Source organism: Bradyrhizobium jicamae, from assembly GCF_001440395.1.
GTDB lineage: Bacteria > Pseudomonadota > Alphaproteobacteria > Rhizobiales > Xanthobacteraceae > Bradyrhizobium > Bradyrhizobium jicamae.
On sequence record NZ_LLXZ01000152.1, the window covers coordinates 79,417 to 96,817 of the forward strand.

Annotated in this window: 15 protein-coding genes; 12 read left to right on the plus strand and 3 right to left on the minus strand. The window is 61.0% G+C overall.

Features of this window, described 5'->3' with window-relative positions:
• Nucleotides 1-33: 33 nt before the first annotated feature.
• The 6 genes from CQ12_RS24670 to CQ12_RS24695 all read left to right on the plus strand — a co-directional run bounded on the left by CQ12_RS24670 (nt 34) and on the right by CQ12_RS24695 (nt 8,818).
• Nucleotides 34-1,809 carry a type I secretion system permease/ATPase gene (locus CQ12_RS24670; protein ID WP_057837898.1) on the plus strand — a complete coding sequence of 592 codons (1,776 nt, stop codon included), beginning with the start codon at nt 34-36 and terminating at the stop codon, nt 1,807-1,809.
• The gene (locus CQ12_RS47275) at nt 1,806-4,136 is read left to right on the plus strand and encodes a calcium-binding protein (protein ID WP_057837899.1); all 2,331 of its coding nucleotides are present in this window, start codon (nt 1,806-1,808) and stop codon (nt 4,134-4,136) included. Before CQ12_RS24670 ends, CQ12_RS47275 begins: the two co-directional genes overlap by 4 nt.
• 20 nt (nt 4,137-4,156) lie before the next feature.
• On the plus strand, nt 4,157-5,503 hold the full coding sequence (locus CQ12_RS24680) for an HlyD family type I secretion periplasmic adaptor subunit (RefSeq protein ID WP_057837900.1): 1,347 nt from the start codon (nt 4,157-4,159) through the stop codon (nt 5,501-5,503).
• Nucleotides 5,504-6,282: 779 nt separating this feature from the next.
• Entirely contained in the window at nt 6,283-7,500 is a 1,218-nt protein-coding gene (locus CQ12_RS24685; RefSeq protein ID WP_057837901.1) for a sigma-70 family RNA polymerase sigma factor, read from the plus strand.
• A gap of 24 nt (nt 7,501-7,524) precedes the next feature.
• Nucleotides 7,525-8,280 (plus strand): hypothetical protein, encoded by a 756-nt coding sequence (locus tag CQ12_RS24690; RefSeq protein WP_057837902.1) that lies wholly within the window; start codon nt 7,525-7,527, stop codon nt 8,278-8,280.
• Nucleotides 8,281-8,461: 181 nt separating this feature from the next.
• On the plus strand, nt 8,462-8,818 hold the full coding sequence (locus CQ12_RS24695; protein ID WP_057837903.1) for a hypothetical protein: 357 nt from the start codon (nt 8,462-8,464) through the stop codon (nt 8,816-8,818).
• Between the two features lie 325 nt (nt 8,819-9,143).
• Here CQ12_RS24695 and CQ12_RS24700 read toward each other — a convergent pair whose 3' ends face one another.
• The 3 genes from CQ12_RS24700 to CQ12_RS24710 all read right to left on the minus strand — a co-directional run bounded on the left by CQ12_RS24700 (nt 9,144) and on the right by CQ12_RS24710 (nt 12,552).
• Nucleotides 9,144-10,775: a caspase family protein gene (locus tag CQ12_RS24700; protein ID WP_083519470.1), complete on the minus strand. Its 1,632-nt coding sequence runs from the start codon at nt 10,773-10,775 to the stop codon at nt 9,144-9,146.
• Between the two features lie 456 nt (nt 10,776-11,231).
• A complete protein-coding gene (locus tag CQ12_RS24705) occupies nt 11,232-11,666 on the minus strand; it encodes a hypothetical protein (protein ID WP_057837905.1) in 435 nt (144 codons plus the stop codon).
• 160 nt (nt 11,667-11,826) lie between these two features.
• Complete coding sequence (locus CQ12_RS24710; RefSeq protein WP_198164251.1) at nt 11,827-12,552, minus strand: DUF4908 domain-containing protein; 726 nt, start codon at nt 12,550-12,552, stop codon at nt 11,827-11,829.
• 268 nt (nt 12,553-12,820) lie between these two features.
• Here CQ12_RS24710 and CQ12_RS24715 point away from each other — a divergent pair, with 268 nt between their 5' ends.
• The 6 genes from CQ12_RS24715 to CQ12_RS24740 all read left to right on the plus strand — a co-directional run bounded on the left by CQ12_RS24715 (nt 12,821) and on the right by CQ12_RS24740 (nt 17,394).
• Nucleotides 12,821-13,258: a hypothetical protein gene (locus tag CQ12_RS24715; protein ID WP_157088459.1), complete on the plus strand. Its 438-nt coding sequence runs from the start codon at nt 12,821-12,823 to the stop codon at nt 13,256-13,258.
• Between the two features lie 329 nt (nt 13,259-13,587).
• Entirely contained in the window at nt 13,588-14,328 is a 741-nt protein-coding gene (locus CQ12_RS24720; RefSeq protein WP_057837908.1) for a FadR/GntR family transcriptional regulator, read from the plus strand.
• 38 nt (nt 14,329-14,366) lie between these two features.
• Entirely contained in the window at nt 14,367-15,266 is a 900-nt protein-coding gene (locus tag CQ12_RS24725) for an NAD(P)-dependent oxidoreductase (protein ID WP_057837909.1), read from the plus strand.
• A gap of 10 nt (nt 15,267-15,276) precedes the next feature.
• The gene (locus CQ12_RS24730; protein WP_057837910.1) at nt 15,277-15,960 is read left to right on the plus strand and encodes an amino acid ABC transporter permease; all 684 of its coding nucleotides are present in this window, start codon (nt 15,277-15,279) and stop codon (nt 15,958-15,960) included.
• A gap of 8 nt (nt 15,961-15,968) precedes the next feature.
• A complete protein-coding gene (locus CQ12_RS24735; protein ID WP_057837911.1) occupies nt 15,969-16,637 on the plus strand; it encodes an amino acid ABC transporter permease in 669 nt (222 codons plus the stop codon).
• 1 nt (nt 16,638) lies between these two features.
• Entirely contained in the window at nt 16,639-17,394 is a 756-nt protein-coding gene (locus CQ12_RS24740; protein WP_057837912.1) for an amino acid ABC transporter ATP-binding protein, read from the plus strand.
• The last annotated feature ends 7 nt before the right edge of the window (nt 17,395-17,401 follow it).

The following is a 17,401-nucleotide window of genomic DNA, read 5'->3' on the forward strand; positions in this document are numbered from 1 at the left end:
CTTCCCTCTCCGAGTTTCTGCAGGGCGCATTACATGGCCAATTCAAAAGAGCTGTCTCCCGCAAAGCGCCGCAACCTTGCCGAGCTGACGCGCGGCTTCCGTGGCATCGTGCTCTTCCTGTTTCTCATCTCGGGGGCGATCAACGTACTGGCGTTGACCGGCTCCCTGTACATGATGCAGATTTACGACCGGGCGCTGACCAGCGGCAGCATTCCCACGCTTCTCGTGCTCTCAAGTCTGGTCATAGCCCTGTATATCTTCCAGGGCGGCTTCGATGTCATTCGCTCCCAGGTGCTGGTGCGGGTCGGCGCGCGGCTCGACCGAAAGGTGGCGCCCTTGGCGCATCGGGTGGCGATCGACATGCCGCGTTTCGGTTTCTCGACGTCCGAAGCCCTTGAACGCGGACGGGACGTCGACACGGTCCGCGGTTTTCTCGGCAGTCAGGGGCCGGCCGCGCTTTTCGATCTGCCATGGATGCCGATCTATCTGGCCTTTATCTATTTTCTGCACCCGGCTCTCGGTGCGTTGACGTTCGCGGGCGCGTTCGTGCTGACGGTCCTGACCGTCGTTAGCGAGATATTGACGAAACGGCTCAGCCTTTCCACGCGGAAGGCGGCGATGGTGCGCAATACGATTGCTGATAGCAACGCACGTAGCGCGGAGATCCTGAAGGCGATGGGCTTTGCGGGGCGTGCCGTGGAACGCTTTAATGATGCCAATCGCGAACATCTGGAGTTGCAGACCAGGGCCAACGACATCACAGGGACATTCGCCGCCGTGTCGCGCGTGCTTCGCATGCTGCTGCAATCGGCGGTGCTCGGTCTCGGTGCGTATCTCACAATTAAGGGCGAACTCACCGCCGGTGCCATTATCGCATGCTCGGTGGCCTCCGCTCGCGCGCTTGCGCCCGTGGATCTGGCGATCGGCAACTGGAAACCATTTGTTGCGGCGCGTATGGCTTACCAACGGCTTCGCGATACGGTCGTTGCGCTTGCGGCCGCCGAAACTCCGATGAAGTTGCCCGCGCCGGAACAGCGGTTGAGCGTGGAGAAGATTACGGTCGCGGTGCCGGGGTCCGGACAGATCATCCTCAGCGATGTTGCCTTCGATCTGGAAGCCGGCCAGGCGCTCGGAATCATAGGACCCAGCGCCGGCGGGAAGACGAGCCTTGTGCGTGCTCTTACCGGCATCTGGCCGGTGCTGCGCGGCAGCATCCGTATGGATGGCGCTGATCTAATTCAATGGCGCGAGGACGAAATCGGAAAGCACGTCGGCTATCTCCCCCAGGAAGTCAGCCTGATGGATGCGACGATCGAAGACAACATCTGCCGCTTCGAGCCCAATCCGGACTCCAGGAAAGTCATCGAGGCGGCGAAGGCGGCCGGTGTTCACGACATGATTCTGAGAATGCCGGACGGATACCGAACCCAGCTCGGCCCGCAGGGTACAGCCCTCTCGGCGGGTCAGCGGCAGCGTATTGCGCTGGCGCGTGCGCTGTACGGGAATCCTTTCATTGTCGTCATGGACGAGCCCAACTCCAACCTCGATGGCGAGGGAGAAGAAGCTCTCACTCGCGCGATTGAAGGTATCAGGGCGCGAGGGGGCGTCGCGATTGTTATCGCGCACCGTCCGAGCGCACTCGTCGCGGTGGATCTCGTTGCGATCGTACAGAATGGCCGCATGGCCGCGTTTGGCAAGAAGCAGGATATCATGACGCCGGCCGGACTGCAGCAGCCGGCAGCATCGCAGCAGTCCGTAGCGCGAACAGGGCCAGGCGAACTCCAAACGCAAGCAAGGAGGCCGGCATGATCACGGCCAAAGCATTCAAGCCCACTTCGCATTCGCAAGGCCAGCCAAAGCGCGAGGACTATGTCGAATCTGATCAGAAGAAGGGAAGATTCCTGCCTCTTGCTTTTCTGCTTCTTCTGACGGGGTGCGCCGCGTACTTGAAGAGCTTCATGCCGGTCAAGATGGAAACCCAGGAAGGGCAACAGTCCGACAAGCGCGATGATGGAGATCAAGACGAGCCCAGATCGAATGAGGAAGTCCACGCCGCCACCGAGGAAGAGGCAGCTGCGGAATCGAAGAGCAACATCAAGGCGTCGTCCGACAATGTAGTCCCGATCCGGATGGCTTACGACGATCGCAGCGAACCAGCTATCGGTTCTGCTGTTATTGAACCCGCGAAGCCAACCCCGCTGCGTGCTGCTACCGGGCCGATCGGCGATACGCGCAGAACCGGCTCTGACGATCGTACTCCGACTCCATCAGGTTCTCAGAGTAGCGCTCCCGGAGGCGGCGGAGGAGGCGGAGGGGGCGGAGGCGGCGGTGGTGGCGACAAGCCACCGTCGCCCCGCACCCCTGATCCACCCATCACACCGCCCACTGATCCAATTCGCAACAGGGCGCCGCGAACCAACGGGCCGGTGCAGCTGCAGGACCTGGTAGGTTGCCAGGTATTGTTCATTTCCATGGCCGCCCTGTTGGCCGGCGCCACCGATCCGGATGGCGACAAGCTTGCCATAGCCAACCTCACGTCATCCTCCGGGACACTGACTCCTGCCGAGGACGGCAGCGGCTGGATATTCGCGCGTCACGAGGGCGTGCTCGGGGAAGTCAGGTTGGCCTACACGATCAGCGACGGCAAGGCATTCGTTCTGCAGACAGCTTATTTCAATGTCGTCGAGTCGCCTCCGATTATCGGGACCGCCGGAGACGACAATCTCCTCGGCTCGCACTGCGGTGAAACGATCGATGGTCGGGCCGGCGATGACAATATCGACGCCCGCGGAGGCCATGATGTGATCATCGGCGGAGCGGGTGACGACCACATCATTGCGGGGGCAGGCAACGACGTCGTTCACGCTGGAGCCGGCAACGACGTGGTGTTCGCAGGCGCAGGGAACGACATCGTTTTCGGTGGCTCCGGCAACGACCATTTGCATGGTGAAGAAGGGGACGACATCATCGAGGGTGAGGACGGCGACGATCTCATTTCGGGTGGTACGGGAGCGGATATCCTGCTGGCTGGCGCCGGCAACGATACCGTTCAAGGCGATGCGGGCAATGACACGCTTGATGGTGGAGATGGCGATGATCATCTCGCCGGAGGCGCCGGGACCGACGTAGTAATGGGAGGAGCCGGTAGCGATCTCCTGGTGGGAGGTGACGGCAACGATGTGCTGGCTGACGGAACAGGCAGTGACGCGGCCTATGGCGGCACCGGGGACGACCATGTCGTAGCAGCCGTCGACGCCGCCGCCGACACTTACGAGGGTGGCACCGGGACGGACATTCTCGACTACTCCGCGGCCACGAAGACCATTAACGCTGATCTAGGAAACGGGATCGCCGTGGGTCAGGAGACCGGTCAAGATGTGATTTCAGGATTCGAGGAGATTATCGGCGGAAGCGGCGACGACACGATCATCGCGTCGTCGACAACGGCTGGCGTGAGCATAAGCGGCGGCGAGGGGGATGACACCCTCGAAGGCGGTCTCGGAAACGATACTGTTTCCGATGGCGCGGGATGTGACACGATTTCCGCTAACGATGGTGACGATCATGTCGTAGCAGCCGCGGACGCGACCAATGACTGCTATGACGGAGGCACTGGAACGGACACGCTCGACTACTCGACCGCGACCATCAGCGTTACGGTCGACCTTGGAAGAGGCCGCGCCGACGGTGTCGATGTCGGGTACGATCTGATTGCAGCCTTCGAGAAAGTCATTACCGGGTCGGGCGACGACCATATCGTCGCTGGTTCAACTTGGGTCTCGATGACTGGCGGTGCTGGCGACGACACTTTCGAGTTTGGCGGCGAGGGCGACTGTCAGCAGCCGATGACAGTTGGCAAGATCACCGATTTTACGGTCGGGGACAAGATTGTAGCTGCGACCTTCGAGATCAGTTCCCTCCAGGACGATGACCTCCAGGAGGCAATCTCCGACATGTTTGAAGATATCTACCTCTCGACGGGTGGAGACAGGAGACCGGTGCGCTTCCGGTTTGAGGAGATCGAAGACGACAAGAGGACGTTCGTGGATGTCCACGACAGGCCCGACACCAATGAGTTCTTCACAATAGAACTCGTCGGACATCATCATCTTCAGTTTACCGTCGCCGTCAGCTGAGGCGATCAAGGAAGTCGGCCATGAAGCATTATGATCGGAAAGCGTTTGCTGTCGCGTCACCGTCGAGCGCCGCCACCGAGCGGTCCTTCCGGCTTTGGCCAAGAATACTCAGTGGTCTGGGGCTTGCAGTCCTGTTGGTGATCGGATGTGGCGGATGGGCGGTAATTGCGAGGTTGGAAGGCGCGGTCGTGGCCGCCGGGACCGTAAAAGTGGACCAGAACCTGAAAGAGGTCCAACACCGGGATGGTGGTATTGTGAAAGCGCTTTCCGTTCGCCAAGGCGATCTCGTTCGGGAGGGACAGGTCCTGGCAGCGCTGGACGACGTTCAAGTCAAGGCAGAACTCCTTATCGTCAGGTCGCAGTTGGGTGAAGCCTTGGGCCGCCAGGCGCGCCTGATGGCAGAGCGTGACAACCTCTCTCTGATTGAGTTTCCGGCCGACCTCGGACGTGTGTCAAACGCCGCGGACGTCGTGATCCACGGAGAGAAGCGCCTGTTTGCAGGTAACAAGCTGGGGAGAGACAGCCAGAAGGAGCAACTGGAACTCAGCATCAGCCAGACCCTGGAAGAGATAAAGGGAATGGAGGCACGACTTGCTGCCAAGGAGCACGAGATCAAACTGGTAGGTGCGGAGCGCGAGAAGCTCGACTCTCTCTACGAGAAGAAAATCGTCGAGTATACCCGAGTGTATTCGGCACATCGTGACTGGGCGCGGATACTCGGAGAACACGGTGAGATTTCCGCCGGAATTGCCCGCGCCAAGGTCCGCGCCAGTGAAATCAGGGTCCAGATCATCGCGATAGACCAGAATGCCAGTACGGAAGCCCAGCGCGAGCTTCGGACTGTGGACGCCCGTATTGCCGAACTCAGCGAACGAAGGTTAGCGATCGAGGATCGCCTGTCGCGCACCGAAATCCGGGCTCCGGTTTCGGGCTACGTCAATGAGCTTTTTGTTCACACCGTCGGCGGCGTCATTACCCCCGCGGCGAAGATCGCGACTATTGTTCCCCAGAATGCTGAACTGAAATTTGAGATCAGGATCTCACCTGCTGACATCGATCAGGTGAGGGAAGGGCAGCCTGCCCGAATTCGCCTCACCGCGTTCAACCGCAATACGACGCCGGAGATGAAGGGGACCGTCGTCATGGTTTCTCCGGCCTCGGCGCGCGATCCCACCAACGGCCAGGAACATTACATTGCATACGTCAATCTGCTTCCATCCGAGGAAGCAACTGCGAAAGTCAATGGCATGCGGTTGGTCCCCGGCATGCCGGCAGAAGTGTTTGTTTCAACCCAGGAAAGAACAGTAGCCTCCTATCTGGCGAAGCCGTTCACCGATCAGATGAGCCGCGCTCTCCGTGAGCGTTGAGCGCGCATTTTAAAAATGCGCCTCGAAGTCGTTGAATAATCGAACGGATTGTGATTCCGGACGATGGTTTCCCGAGTGAGCGGAAATCGACGCCGAACGATCGGGCATAACGCCGCGCAGCATCCGCTCGCATCGCCGCGCCCCATCTGAGCGAAGCCAGTCGCCCGACGCACAGCAGTCAGCCTGTGTGCCCAGGACCAGTGACCGCGGCGCCGTGCTTGACCGATGAAGATCGCCATGAATTGGGCAGTGCGTATTCAACTCGTAAGACGGACGATTGCTGATTTTTGCCGACCGTGACGCCTTGGTCACACCAGGCAAAGAGTGCAATCACAGGGAGAAATTATAAAGTTCAAATCCTGGTTGTATCGAGCCCTGGGATCGTGTTGCCGATCCTCTGCGCGCATCGCTGCTGATGCCGACCGCGATAAGTCTGCAGTTTCAATGGGTCCGTAGACCCGGCGATCGTCGCAACGCGGCTTGTCGTATTTGTGGGCGCATAGTTGTGACAAACTTGGTGCAATATCGGGGCAGAACGGCGGGCCGATGTCGTCTGCGCCGCACGTGGAGTCCTAGTTCTGGACCGGCCACGCATCATTCATCTGCAGTCTCAACGTCCGCTGCATTGTTGCAATTCATAATCTCGCCAGATTGGAAGACCACTTGTGCGGCGACAAAAACCAGTTGTTTGGCGACAAAAAGGGCCAACTTGGGAAGGCCGCAGTCTCTGGCTGTTCAACTGTCGTTCGGTAGCTCGACTGTTTGTCAGGAGAGAGGTCATGTGGTCGCCCAGCCTGTTGGTCCAGAATCTGTTGGTCCCAAAAAAGGCCAAGCCAGATGACGACGATGCCGACCGTGCCAGTGCGGTCGCCGAACGGACGGTCTCCTCCGAAATGCAGGTTGCGCCGCCGCTGAGTGGCAACTTTGAGCACGCGCTCGTCAATGCCGTCCTCTCCGGTGAGGTCGGCGCAGCGAGCAGATTCCTCGAACACATCTCGACGACGCTGTGGTCGATCGTCGTGAAGCTGGTAGGCGATGGAGCCGACGCGGAGGCTGCATTCCTTCACATCGTGGCGTCACTGAAGGCTGACGATTATGCGCGGCTGCGGGGGTTCGACGGGCGTTCACGGATTACGACTTATCTGTCGCTTGTCGCTCGCGATGTTCTCGCCGACCAACTGGCGGGGCAATTCAGCAAAACGCCGCGCGAGGCGTGGGAGCGATTCTCGCGCTACTTCGAGGCCGACATTCGCAGCCGAATCGCCAAACAATTACCGAGCAAACTTGGTAGAGCCGGCCGCGAGGACGCGTATCAGGAAGTATGCCTCAAGCTGATCGAGAATGATTTCCATCGTATCCGCTCTTACGGGGGGCGCGGCAGCTTCCCGGGCTATATTCTGACGGTGGTCGATCGCATCTTGATCGATCTCGTGCGGCGCGAAACGCCTCGGCGGCGTATGCCGGCGGCGATTCTCCGTTCGCCACCGCTCGACCAGGCGATTTATACGGCTGTGGTGTGGGAGGGATGTCCGTTGGACGTCGATCGGCTTGCCGCTGCACTACGCGGCAAACTGACGCAAGATCCGACGGCTGCCGACATCGCCGAGTCGATCGCGCGCCTTACCGGCATCGTGAAGCTGGAGCGCACACAGCCTGCGACCGAGGCCGTCTCGCTCGACGCATTGCTTGGCGAAGGCGGAAGTATTTCGATCGCGGATTCATCGCCAACGCCCGAGGACCGGTTGCTGCTCTTTGAGGAGGAAGAGCGTCGCGCAACCCTCGTCGCCGCCATCACTGCGGCAGCGGAAAAGCTTCCTTCCGATGAACGGCTGTACCTTCAGATTGTATTTTCGGCCAATGAGCCGTTGCCGGCACGTGGCATTGCGCGGCTGATGGGTTGTCCGGTCGAGGACGTCTATCGTTTGAAGCAGCGCAGCCAGAAATGGCTAAAAGAAATTACGGTGCAATTGGAAAAGAATTCCGATATGTCCGTCTAAACATGGGTATTGGAACTCTGTCCGATGATTGAACGCCTCAGTCACGAACCGGCGTCTGTACCCGCCGAGGACGACGGTCGCTCCGACCGGTTGCAGACGCTTGAGCTGCTTCGCGCGCAACTGTCGCGGATCATTTCCGAGGGGGTGGGGCAGGGCTCCGTTGCAGCAGGCCAATGGAGCGAGATCGACAACGCAGAGATCGCCGCGTTCCTTGACGGCTCCTTGTCGCGGGCAGATTGGGACGCTGTCGCCGCGAGACTTGCCAACGACCCGGCGGCCCGCGCGGATTTGGCTGCCGCGGCGGAACTACTGGACGAAATCCAGGCGCGGCCCGCGACAGTTCCTGCGGCTTTGATGGCGCAGGCGGCCGGCGTTCTTGCTGCGTCGGAACAGAACCGGCCGCAGGTTTCGGCCGTGCCGGTCGCTCCGGTTGCTCAGTACCGGCGTTCGGTTGTGTGGTCCGGCTTCGCTCTGGCCGCCCTGGCTGTGATCGCGATCCCGACTGCTGTGAAGATGGTTGGAGACGGCACAACGACCGCGGTCAAGCCGGACGACGTCGGTGATGCGATGGGCCGCGGGATCGTGGCGATCCCGTCCAGTCCGACCAAGAAGAAAGATGCTCAGTCGTGCATTGACGCGAACGGGCAGGCCAGGAAGTCGACGACAGACTGGACTGAGCGTCCTCGAGGTGAGGCGCCCACCAAAGACAATGATCCATGCGGGCCAAAGCCGGCGGGAGCCGGCAAGCAAGAGCGCCCCGCTTCCGCAGGATCGAACTGACCTGAACTCGACGCTTAAGTCGCTCGGACCGCATCTCGGTTGCGGACGGTACGTTGTGCTCTAATCACAAGGACGGATTCGAAAGAGACATCACAACAGTTGACGACGAACCAAAATTGAAACTCTGTCCGTCTTCTCCAGTGTTGCCGTACAAACTAACGTTCTAAAGGAGAAGAATGTAATGCGCCACACAACGACGAAAGCTGCGATCGAATCACGCTTGAGCATGCGCAGCGCGTTGCCGCTCTTGCATATGGCAGGCGCTGCTCTGCTCGTCATTGCCGTCGCCGGGCCTGCGCGTGCGCAGAATACCGGCATCGCCGCCTGCGACGACTTCTTGACGAAATACGATACCTGCGTGACGTCGAAGCTTCCGGAGGCGCAGCGCGCGACCTACAAGGCACAGCTCGACCAGACCCGCAAGACGTGGCTTGACATGGCCAAGAACCCGTCAACGAAGCCGGCGATGGAACAGAGCTGCAAGCAGACGATGGACGCGATGAAGACGTCGCTGCAAAGCTTCGGCTGCTCGTTCTGATATAGCTGCATGGGCAGGAAGGCGTGGGCGTCCATTCGTCCCATCCTTCTGAAGCGCATGTCGAAGCAGATGACCTGGAGGTCATTTCGCACAGCATGATCCGGAAAAACCTGCCCCGCATTTGTTGCGGGGTGGGATACCGGTCTTCCCTCGCGAGAGTCGCGATTGGGCGGTGATCACGCCTGGGACAGCAACCAGAGCGCGATGACGATCCTGAGCCCGTCGCGCTCTTGGTGCGACATAGCGGCTGTTGCCGGCGGCTGTCTCGAAAGCAGGGCGGTGCCAGGGAAGTATTCTGACCGTGTTATAGTCGCGACTGATGCGACTATTTCGCCTGTCGCGATTTGATTTCCTGACAGCGGGCCGCGCGCAGTCCTGTCAAGGCGTCGCGCTGCAGCAGTATCGGGCAGGCATTGCCAAGGTAATAGCTGTCGCCGTTCTCGCGCGCGACTTGCGCCACGACGGCGGTGCTGAGTGTGTTCCAGCAGGCTTCCGTGAGCGCTCCCGCCGCCTTGGCCTCGTCCCAGTCGGGAGGCCGGCCGAGCGCGGCAATGACGGCGACCGCCAGATCCGGATCCGCACAGACCGCCGCGTTCGCTTCGGCCGGTGCCTCGATCGCGATGGCGAAAAACGGTGCGGCGGCGGAGCGGTTGAGCTTGCGTCCGACGAGACGGGCAGCGTCGCGCGCGAGATCGACGCGCACTGTGCCGGCGTTCTTGGGCGTTGTGCGCACGAAGCTCTCCAGTTGCCGGCGGCAATCGACGGCGTAGGCCTGCTCTAGGCAGTCGCCAAACGCGGACAGGCCAATCGACGTGCGCAGGACCAGGAATTTCGGATTGTCGTTCAGGACCGGAAAGCTCGTGGCATAGTGCTCTAGCGCCGCAAGGCGGCCGGCAAACGGATGTGCCGACGTTGCAAGCGGAGTCAATTCACCGATCGCGGCTTGTTCGGCCAACGACGCCCAGTGTGCGTCGCGCGCCGTCGGCCTCACCTTTGTCAGGTGGTCGCGGAGCTCGCTCCAGCTCTTCGCGGCCGCCAGCGCGTCGAGCTCGGCGATCGCAGGATCGATCGGGGGAGCCGGCACGGCCTCGGCTGCGCGCTTGTCGACGTCGGAGAGCAGAGCCGCGGTTTGTGGTGTCGGCCGGTCGGCTGGCGTGGGCTGTCCGCTTGAGTTGAGCACGATCTCGCCGACGACCTGGTCGTAATAGGCCGGCGTCTGGTCACGACCGACGCTCGCCGCCAGCTGCCGGACCTCGACTTGCAGGCGCTTGGCAATCTGCACCAGCGTCAGGTCCTTCTCCGCCAGCCGGAGTATGAGGTTTCGCGTGAACACGGAGTTAGAGGCGCGCTCGGTGCTGGACAGCCGGTCGAGCGCGGTTTGCTTGGCGCCAGCCGAGAACATGATGAACACGCCTTCGGCAGGCGTCATCGCTGCGAGACCGCCGCTGCCCTTGAGCCCGCGCCCGCCCGGTCGCTCGAACGGATTGTTACGGCAAGCGTCGAGCACGAGCACCACAGTGCGGGCGCCGCGCGACTGCAGCCGGTCGATGATCCGGCCGGCTGGAATTGCGGAATCGCGGACCAACTCTTCCTGTCCCTCGCGGACCTCCGGGAGGTCCGTCGGCAGCAGGTAGTTCTGGCCCTGGATCTCGAAACCGTGTCCAGCGAAGAAGAACAGGGCGGTGTCGCCAGGCTCGACCGCCTTGTCGAAGGCGAGCATGGCCTCGCTCATGGCGCGGCGCGACTGGTTCTCTACGGAAATCACCGAGAAGCCGAGCTTGCGCAGTACGGTGCCGACCGCACGCGCGTCGTTGACGGCGGTCTGCAGCCGCGGAATGTTCTCATAGGCGTTGTTGCCGACCAGCAGGGCAACGCGCTTCTCCGCGCGTGCGGGGGCGGCGAAACTTATCGCGACGCTCAGCGCGAGGATCGCAAGGCACAAGTGTTTTCTCGACATGAATGCTTTCGTCGATGCTATGGCGGGCTGATGGAGCGGCTGTCTCCGCCGGCTGGTCAAACCGTTCGGCGCTTGAGCGCCATTATTCGCCAACTCATTGTTGGCGGGCTCTGTGGCGGGATGATGGGCATGCTGTGCCGGCTGCAAGCGACGATGGGCAGGTCGGCTCCGCAGGACAAAGCAGGACAAAAGCATCGGTTGAGCGTTATGCCGGTGAAAAGGAGAGCATTGCTCCTGATCCGATTTCGGTTCGTTCGTCACGGAATTTCGTTATGTTTGCGTTTGAAATGAGTTTTAAGCAACCGCCAGAGCGCGATGAGTTCGAGATGAATCGTCATCGCGCTCTTGCCTGTTCTTTGAGCATGATCTCCGCGCAAACGCGGTCCGCGTCTGCTGCGAAGGAAGTCCGGTGTCTACCCTGCGACAACGTGCGGGGCGGGCTTTCCGGATCGCGCTCTAGACGATACGATAGAGAAACGTTGCAACGATCGTCCATAGGCCGAGGACGATCGCGGCATAGCCGAGCATGGTCTGATAGGGCACAATCATGGCGCGAATCTGCTCGCCGCGCTGGGCCGCCTCAGCGCTGTGGTTGAGAACGTACTTCGTCAGCAAGGCATAGCCGAGTAGCAGGCCGAGCGAGGCAATTAGCAGCCCGGTCGCGAGGTAGGTCACCCACCAGACCGGCACGTAGCTGAACCAGTTCAGGTTGATGATGGCGTTGATGATGATCCAGGCACCCCACAGGCAGGTTATAAATCCGAACCATCCCTGGTAAGGCACCATCCGTTCGATATACGCCTGCGCGTCCGGACGCCTCGCGACGATGCTCGAAGCGGCCGCCAGGGCGCCGAGCGCAAGCAGAACCAGCCCAGTAATCAGACCCGACATTGGATTCCTCTCTTTCTTGACAGATAGCGCACCATATTGCGGTGATATCTCCAGACGGCCTGCGGCCGTCGCCACCACATCACGATAGAGAGACGGACCGGCGAGGATTTTTCTCCGCGCCGGCTGCCGTAAATTCGCGTCCCCGGGCAAAAAGATTCCGCTACAGGAGATCACCGATCGCAGATTTGAGGCGCGCCGAGGACGGCCGGCCTGTAACCGCCTCCTTCGCTTTGACCTCGACGATCAGAGCGTCGCCGGCCAGCTTGACGTCAACCTGGTCGGCGTCGCGGATGACGACGCGCCGCAATTTCGCCGCGATGATCTCGCGTGCGATCGGTGAGGTGAGCATCTCCTCCAGCGTGCTTCCGGTGACCGCGATTGCGTCCGCCATGGCGGACCATGCGGCGGAGTCATCGGAAAGGCGTGGCGCGTCGAGCGAGATCGCGAGCTCCGGGGCGCCTGCGCTCCGGAGCCTGCGCCCGAGGGACTCGGCCCCGGTCTCGGCTTGCTCTTTCGTTGCCTTCTTGACGACGAGCGGCTCGGCTTCCTGGTCGCGATACGCGTCAGCCGAACCGCCCGACAATTTGTCGCCGAATACGAGGATGCGGCCCGTTTCATAGATCCGGAGAACCGAGACGCCGTCGTCGCGCTTGAGCGTGATCGAATTGTAGGGAGCCTGCTCGGCGGTCAGGGCCAGGATTTCGTCGGAGCCGTCGAAGCGCAGCTTGATCGGCGTTCCCAGGCGATCGATCACAAAACCCATCAAGCCGCTACCGGTGCTGTAATGGCCGATGCGAAGCCGCGGGCCGTTCTCCGCGGCGAGGGCGCCATGGCTGATGATCAGGGTGAGGGCGGCGCCGACGATCATTTGAAAACGTCCGGACATGGTAGACCTCACGGCATCACGACAATCCGCGGGATGCGGCACTGCTGATGAGCGCAGGGAGAAGTGAGAAGTAAATACGGAGTTTTTGCGGCCGGCACGCATGTTGAATGCGGCGCATTCATTGTTCAAAGTGTTTCAATCAAGATAGGTGCTGCGATGGCGCTGCGAAAATCGCAGCCGCTGTCCGTCTATCCCTGGGTCGGTCGCAATGCCGGATGCCGTGCCCGCACGGATGCGTGCATGAACATCTAATTCGGAGTTGTCTGCTATGGCTATGAATATCCACGTCGGTCTCGCCCTCGTCGGACTCTCGATCCTCTCCTCGATCGCTTTCGCGCAATCGCTGAAGGACAAAGAGTACTTCGCGGACCAGGAGAAATATCTCGCGGGAGAGGTCGCCACCACCAATGAGCGGTGCGGCAACAGTCTCACAGCGAAGTTCGACTGGTTGAAGCCGCCGGCGCCGGAGGAGCGAAAGATCTATAGCGCCTACGGTTACTGCGGCGCAGCTCTCGAGGCCATGCGGCGCGTGTGTGATTCCCAAGCCGGCAAGGAAGCCGTCAAACAGAAGATCAAGAGCCTGACTTGCAGTTTTGGACCGCAGCGCACGGTCGTGCTCAAGGATGGCTCGATCGACTACGAGGTCAATTTCAATTCGAGCAACGATGCCGACTACGTGTTCGAGTATTTGCAGAATAATTTGTGAGCGCCATGGAGTGGTGAGGGCCGCCTGACGAGCGCACAACACTGACCAAATGGAAGCTTCAAATCACAGGCGCGTGGTGACGCGGCTGCGGTGCGGATGCGCAGCCGGCTCTGATCGCGCCGCTTCCTTCGCGTCACGGCGGATAAGGCCGTCGGTTTTACGTACGGCGGCGAAACAATACCTGTCCTAGCCCCGGCTTGACCGCTGGCATGGAGATCAAGCCGCACGTTCCAGGCAAGCCGCGACGCCGCAAAACGCAGCAGACGGCTTGACGATGCTGGTTGGTCATCCTATTGGTCTTACCAAGGTAAGGTCAGTAGGGCCCGGGGATGGAAATCAAGCGAACAGCCGAGGGCGAAAAGGGCTTCGAGAAGGTTTTCGCCTTTCTGCGCGAGCGTCTGATCGCGGGGTCGCTTAGGCCCGGTGACCGCTTGATCGCCGAGCGTGAACTCGCAAGCCAACTTGGCGTCAGCCGACCCATCGTCCGCGAAGCCCTGCGGGCGCTCACCATGCTTGGCATCGTGGAAATCCGCGATCGCATCGGCACTGTGGTTACGCGTCCGGACATTTCCGTCCTCAACGACTTCTTCACCTTCGCGCTCGCCCAGCAGGCCGGCATGGTGGATGACGTGATGCAGGCCCGCATCGCGATCGAATGCCAGGCCATTCGGCTTGCCTGCGAGCGCGCCACCATTACCGATTTCGAGCGGCTGCAGCGCGAGCTGGCGCGCATCGCGGAAACGATTGATGAGGCGGATGCCGGAGGGATTGCGGACTTCGAATTCCATCGCGCGATCGTGCTGGCATCCCGGTCTGAGACGTTGGTCGTGCTGCACAATTCAATGGCCGGCCTGCTTACGCAGGCCCATCGCACACGCCGCGAACTGGTTCAGGCCTTCCCCTCGATGAAGACCTATTTGATCGACGATCACAGACGCATCTTTGAGGCCGTGGTCGCGCGGGATCCTGAGCGCGCGGACGCGACCCTGCGAAAGCATTTTGAGATCGGAGATGAATACAGAAGGCGCGCCGTCGTCGGCGAGAAAGAGAGCCGCAAAGTATCGCGCTGAACGCAAGTAGACCAAACAACAATAAGACGAGCAGAAAAATGGGACGGGACGGCAAGGGGAGCGTATGCTTCATCGGCATCGGTACGATGGGCCGGGAGATGGTGCGCAACCTGCTGCAAGCAGGGCATGCGGTCAGTGTCTTTGATATCAGTGAGGCCGCGGTCGCGGATGTCGTGAAAGCGGGCGCCCTTGGCGCGCAAAATCCGGCCGACGCTGCACGAAACGCTGACATCGCCATCACCATGCTGCCCGACACGCCGCATGTCGAGGCGGTGATCTATGGCGAGCAGGGGCTCCTGAAGTCGCCGCCTGCCGGCAGGCTGATCGTGGACATGAGCACGATCTCGCCGGTCGTGGTCCGCCGCATCCATGCGGATTTACGGAGAATCGGCGTGAGCTTCATCGATGCGCCCGTTTCGGGCGGACCGCTCGGTGCGAAGAACGCGGCCCTCTCGATCATGGCCGGCGGCGAGCCCGAGGCTTTTGCCAAGGCCGAGCCATTCTTCCAGGCGATGGGCACTACGATCACGCATGTAGGCGCCAGCGGTGCCGGGCAAACGGTCAAGCTCTGCAATCAGCTCATCTGCGGCATCAACATTCAGGCGATTTGCGAAGCGCTCGCACTGGGGCGGGCTTCCGGCGTTGATCTCGAACTGCTCCGCCGCGTGCTGCTGGGCGGCTCGGCCGCATCCTGGATGCTGGACAAGCTCGGCCCGGCCATGATCGCGGGCGATGCTGCCGCCGGCTTTCGCATCGACCTGATGCTCAAGGATCTCCGGCTCGTGCAGGAACATGCCCAGGCTCTGAATGTGCCGTTGCCGGGAACCGCGCTCGTCACCAGCCAGTATGTCGATGCGCGTGCGCACGGGGAAGGCGCGAACGGCAATCAGGCGTTGTTCCGGGTCTACGATCGCATAACCAACCAAGTCACCGACTGATCCTTTCTCGATGGGCATCGAACTCGATTTTCCCGCAGTGCTGGAGCGATGGCCGAGTTTTCTCGATGGCGCCATCCTCACGCTGGAGCTCGCGTTCTTCGCAACCGTGCTGGGCGCCGCTCTCGGCACGCTCGCGGCCGTCGGTCGCCGCTCACATAGCTCACTGATCGCGCGCGCCTGTAAAGTCTATGTCGAAGCGATCCGCAACACGCCGTTGCTGGTCCAGATCTTCCTGGTCTATTTCGGCCTCGCCAGCATCGGCCTGAAATTCTCCGCCTTCACGGTCGCGGTGGCCGCGCTGACAATCAATGTCGGCGCTTACACCGCGGAGATCATGCGTGCAGGCTTTGACGCTATTCCAGGCGGGCAGCTCGAGGCGGCCGAAGGGCTCGCCCTCTCGCGCCTTCAGATCTACTGGCACATCATCCTGCTGCCGGCCGTCGAGAGGGTATATCCGGCGCTCACCAGCCAGTTCGTGCTGCTGATGCTCGCCTCGTCAGTCTGCTCGCAGATCTCGGCCGAAGAACTCACGGCCGTCGCAAACTACATTCAGTCCGACACCTATCGGGCGTTCGAAACCTACATCATCATCGCCGTCCTCTACATCTTTCTGTCGCTTGTCATGCGCGCCGGATTCTGGGGACTTGGCTTCGTCCTGTTTCCGCGCCGGCGTCGGCTCGGCACGCCTTTGTGAGGTGCGGATTGGGCGGACATCTCAATATCAATCATCTGCTCTTCCTCGGCCATGGTGCACTGTGGACGATCGGACTTTCGCTGATCGCGCTCGGCGGCGGAGGTGTCGCAGGCTTCGTGATTGCGCTTGCACGCGTTTCTTCGCTCAAGTCCGTGCGCCTCCTCAGCGCCATCTATGTGCAGCTCATTCAAGGGACACCGCTGCTCGTCATCCTGTTCCTCGGCTATTTCGGGCTGGCCGCAGTCGGATTCCAGCTGTCACCGCTCGCCGCCGCTGGAGCTTCGCTCACCCTCTACGTCGCCGCCTATCTCGGCGAGATCTGGCGCGGCTGCATCGAATCCGTGCCAAAGCCGCAATGGGAAGCGGCGGAAGGTCTGGCGCTGAGCCGGACTCAGCGGATGATGAAGGTGATCCTGCCACAGGCGATCCGCATCGCAACGCCGCCAACTGTCGGGTTCATGGTGCAGATCATCAAGAATACCTCGCTCGCCTCGGTCGTCGGCTTTGTCGAGCTGATGCGCTCGGGACAGATTGTCAATAACTCGCTGTTCGAGCCGTTCGCGATCTACGCGATCATCGCCGTCGTCTACTTCGCCATGTGTTATCCCATTTCGTTGTACAGCCAGCGGCTGGAGCGACGCATGGGACGTGGCAAGTTCAACCTCGCTCCGGCCTGACATGCAGCAAGACATTCCATCCGCATCGATCGTGTCGCTTCGCGACGTGCAAAAAAGTTTTGGCTCGCTGAAGGTGCTCGACGGCGTCAGTTTCACTGTCGAACGCGGCGAGGTCCTTGCCATCATTGGCAGGTCCGGTTCCGGCAAGAGCACGGCCTTGCGCTGCATCGATCGCTTCGAGAGGGTCGATCACGGTGAAATAATTGTCTGCGGGCACAGGGTCGATTCTCCCGACGTCAATCTCCGGGCGTTACGCCAGGATGTCGGCATCGTCTTCCAGAGCTACAACCTGTTTCCGCATCTCACCATCGAGCAGAACATCACCCTTGCGCCCTGTTCTGTGAAGCGAATGGCCTTGTCGCAGGCGAAAGATCTGGCGCGCAAGGTGCTGGCACAGGTTGGGCTGGAAGAGAAGCTTCACGCCTATCCCGAACAGCTTTCAGGCGGCCAGCAGCAACGCGCCGCGATTGCCCGTTCGCTCGCCATGCAACCGAAGGTCATGCTCTTCGACGAGGTTACTTCGGCGCTCGATCCTGAACTGACGGTCGAGGTGCAGAAGGTAATCGAGCGGTTGGCGGCCGACGGCATGACGATGGTGATGGTGACCCATGAAATGGGCTTTGCGAAGAGCATCGCAGACCGGATCGTCTTCATGCACCGGGGCAAGGTTCACGAAACTGGACCTGCCTCGATCCTGACTTCCCCAACGACGCCAGAGCTTGCTCAGTTCGTCGGGACGGCTGACCTGAAATCATAAAACAAGA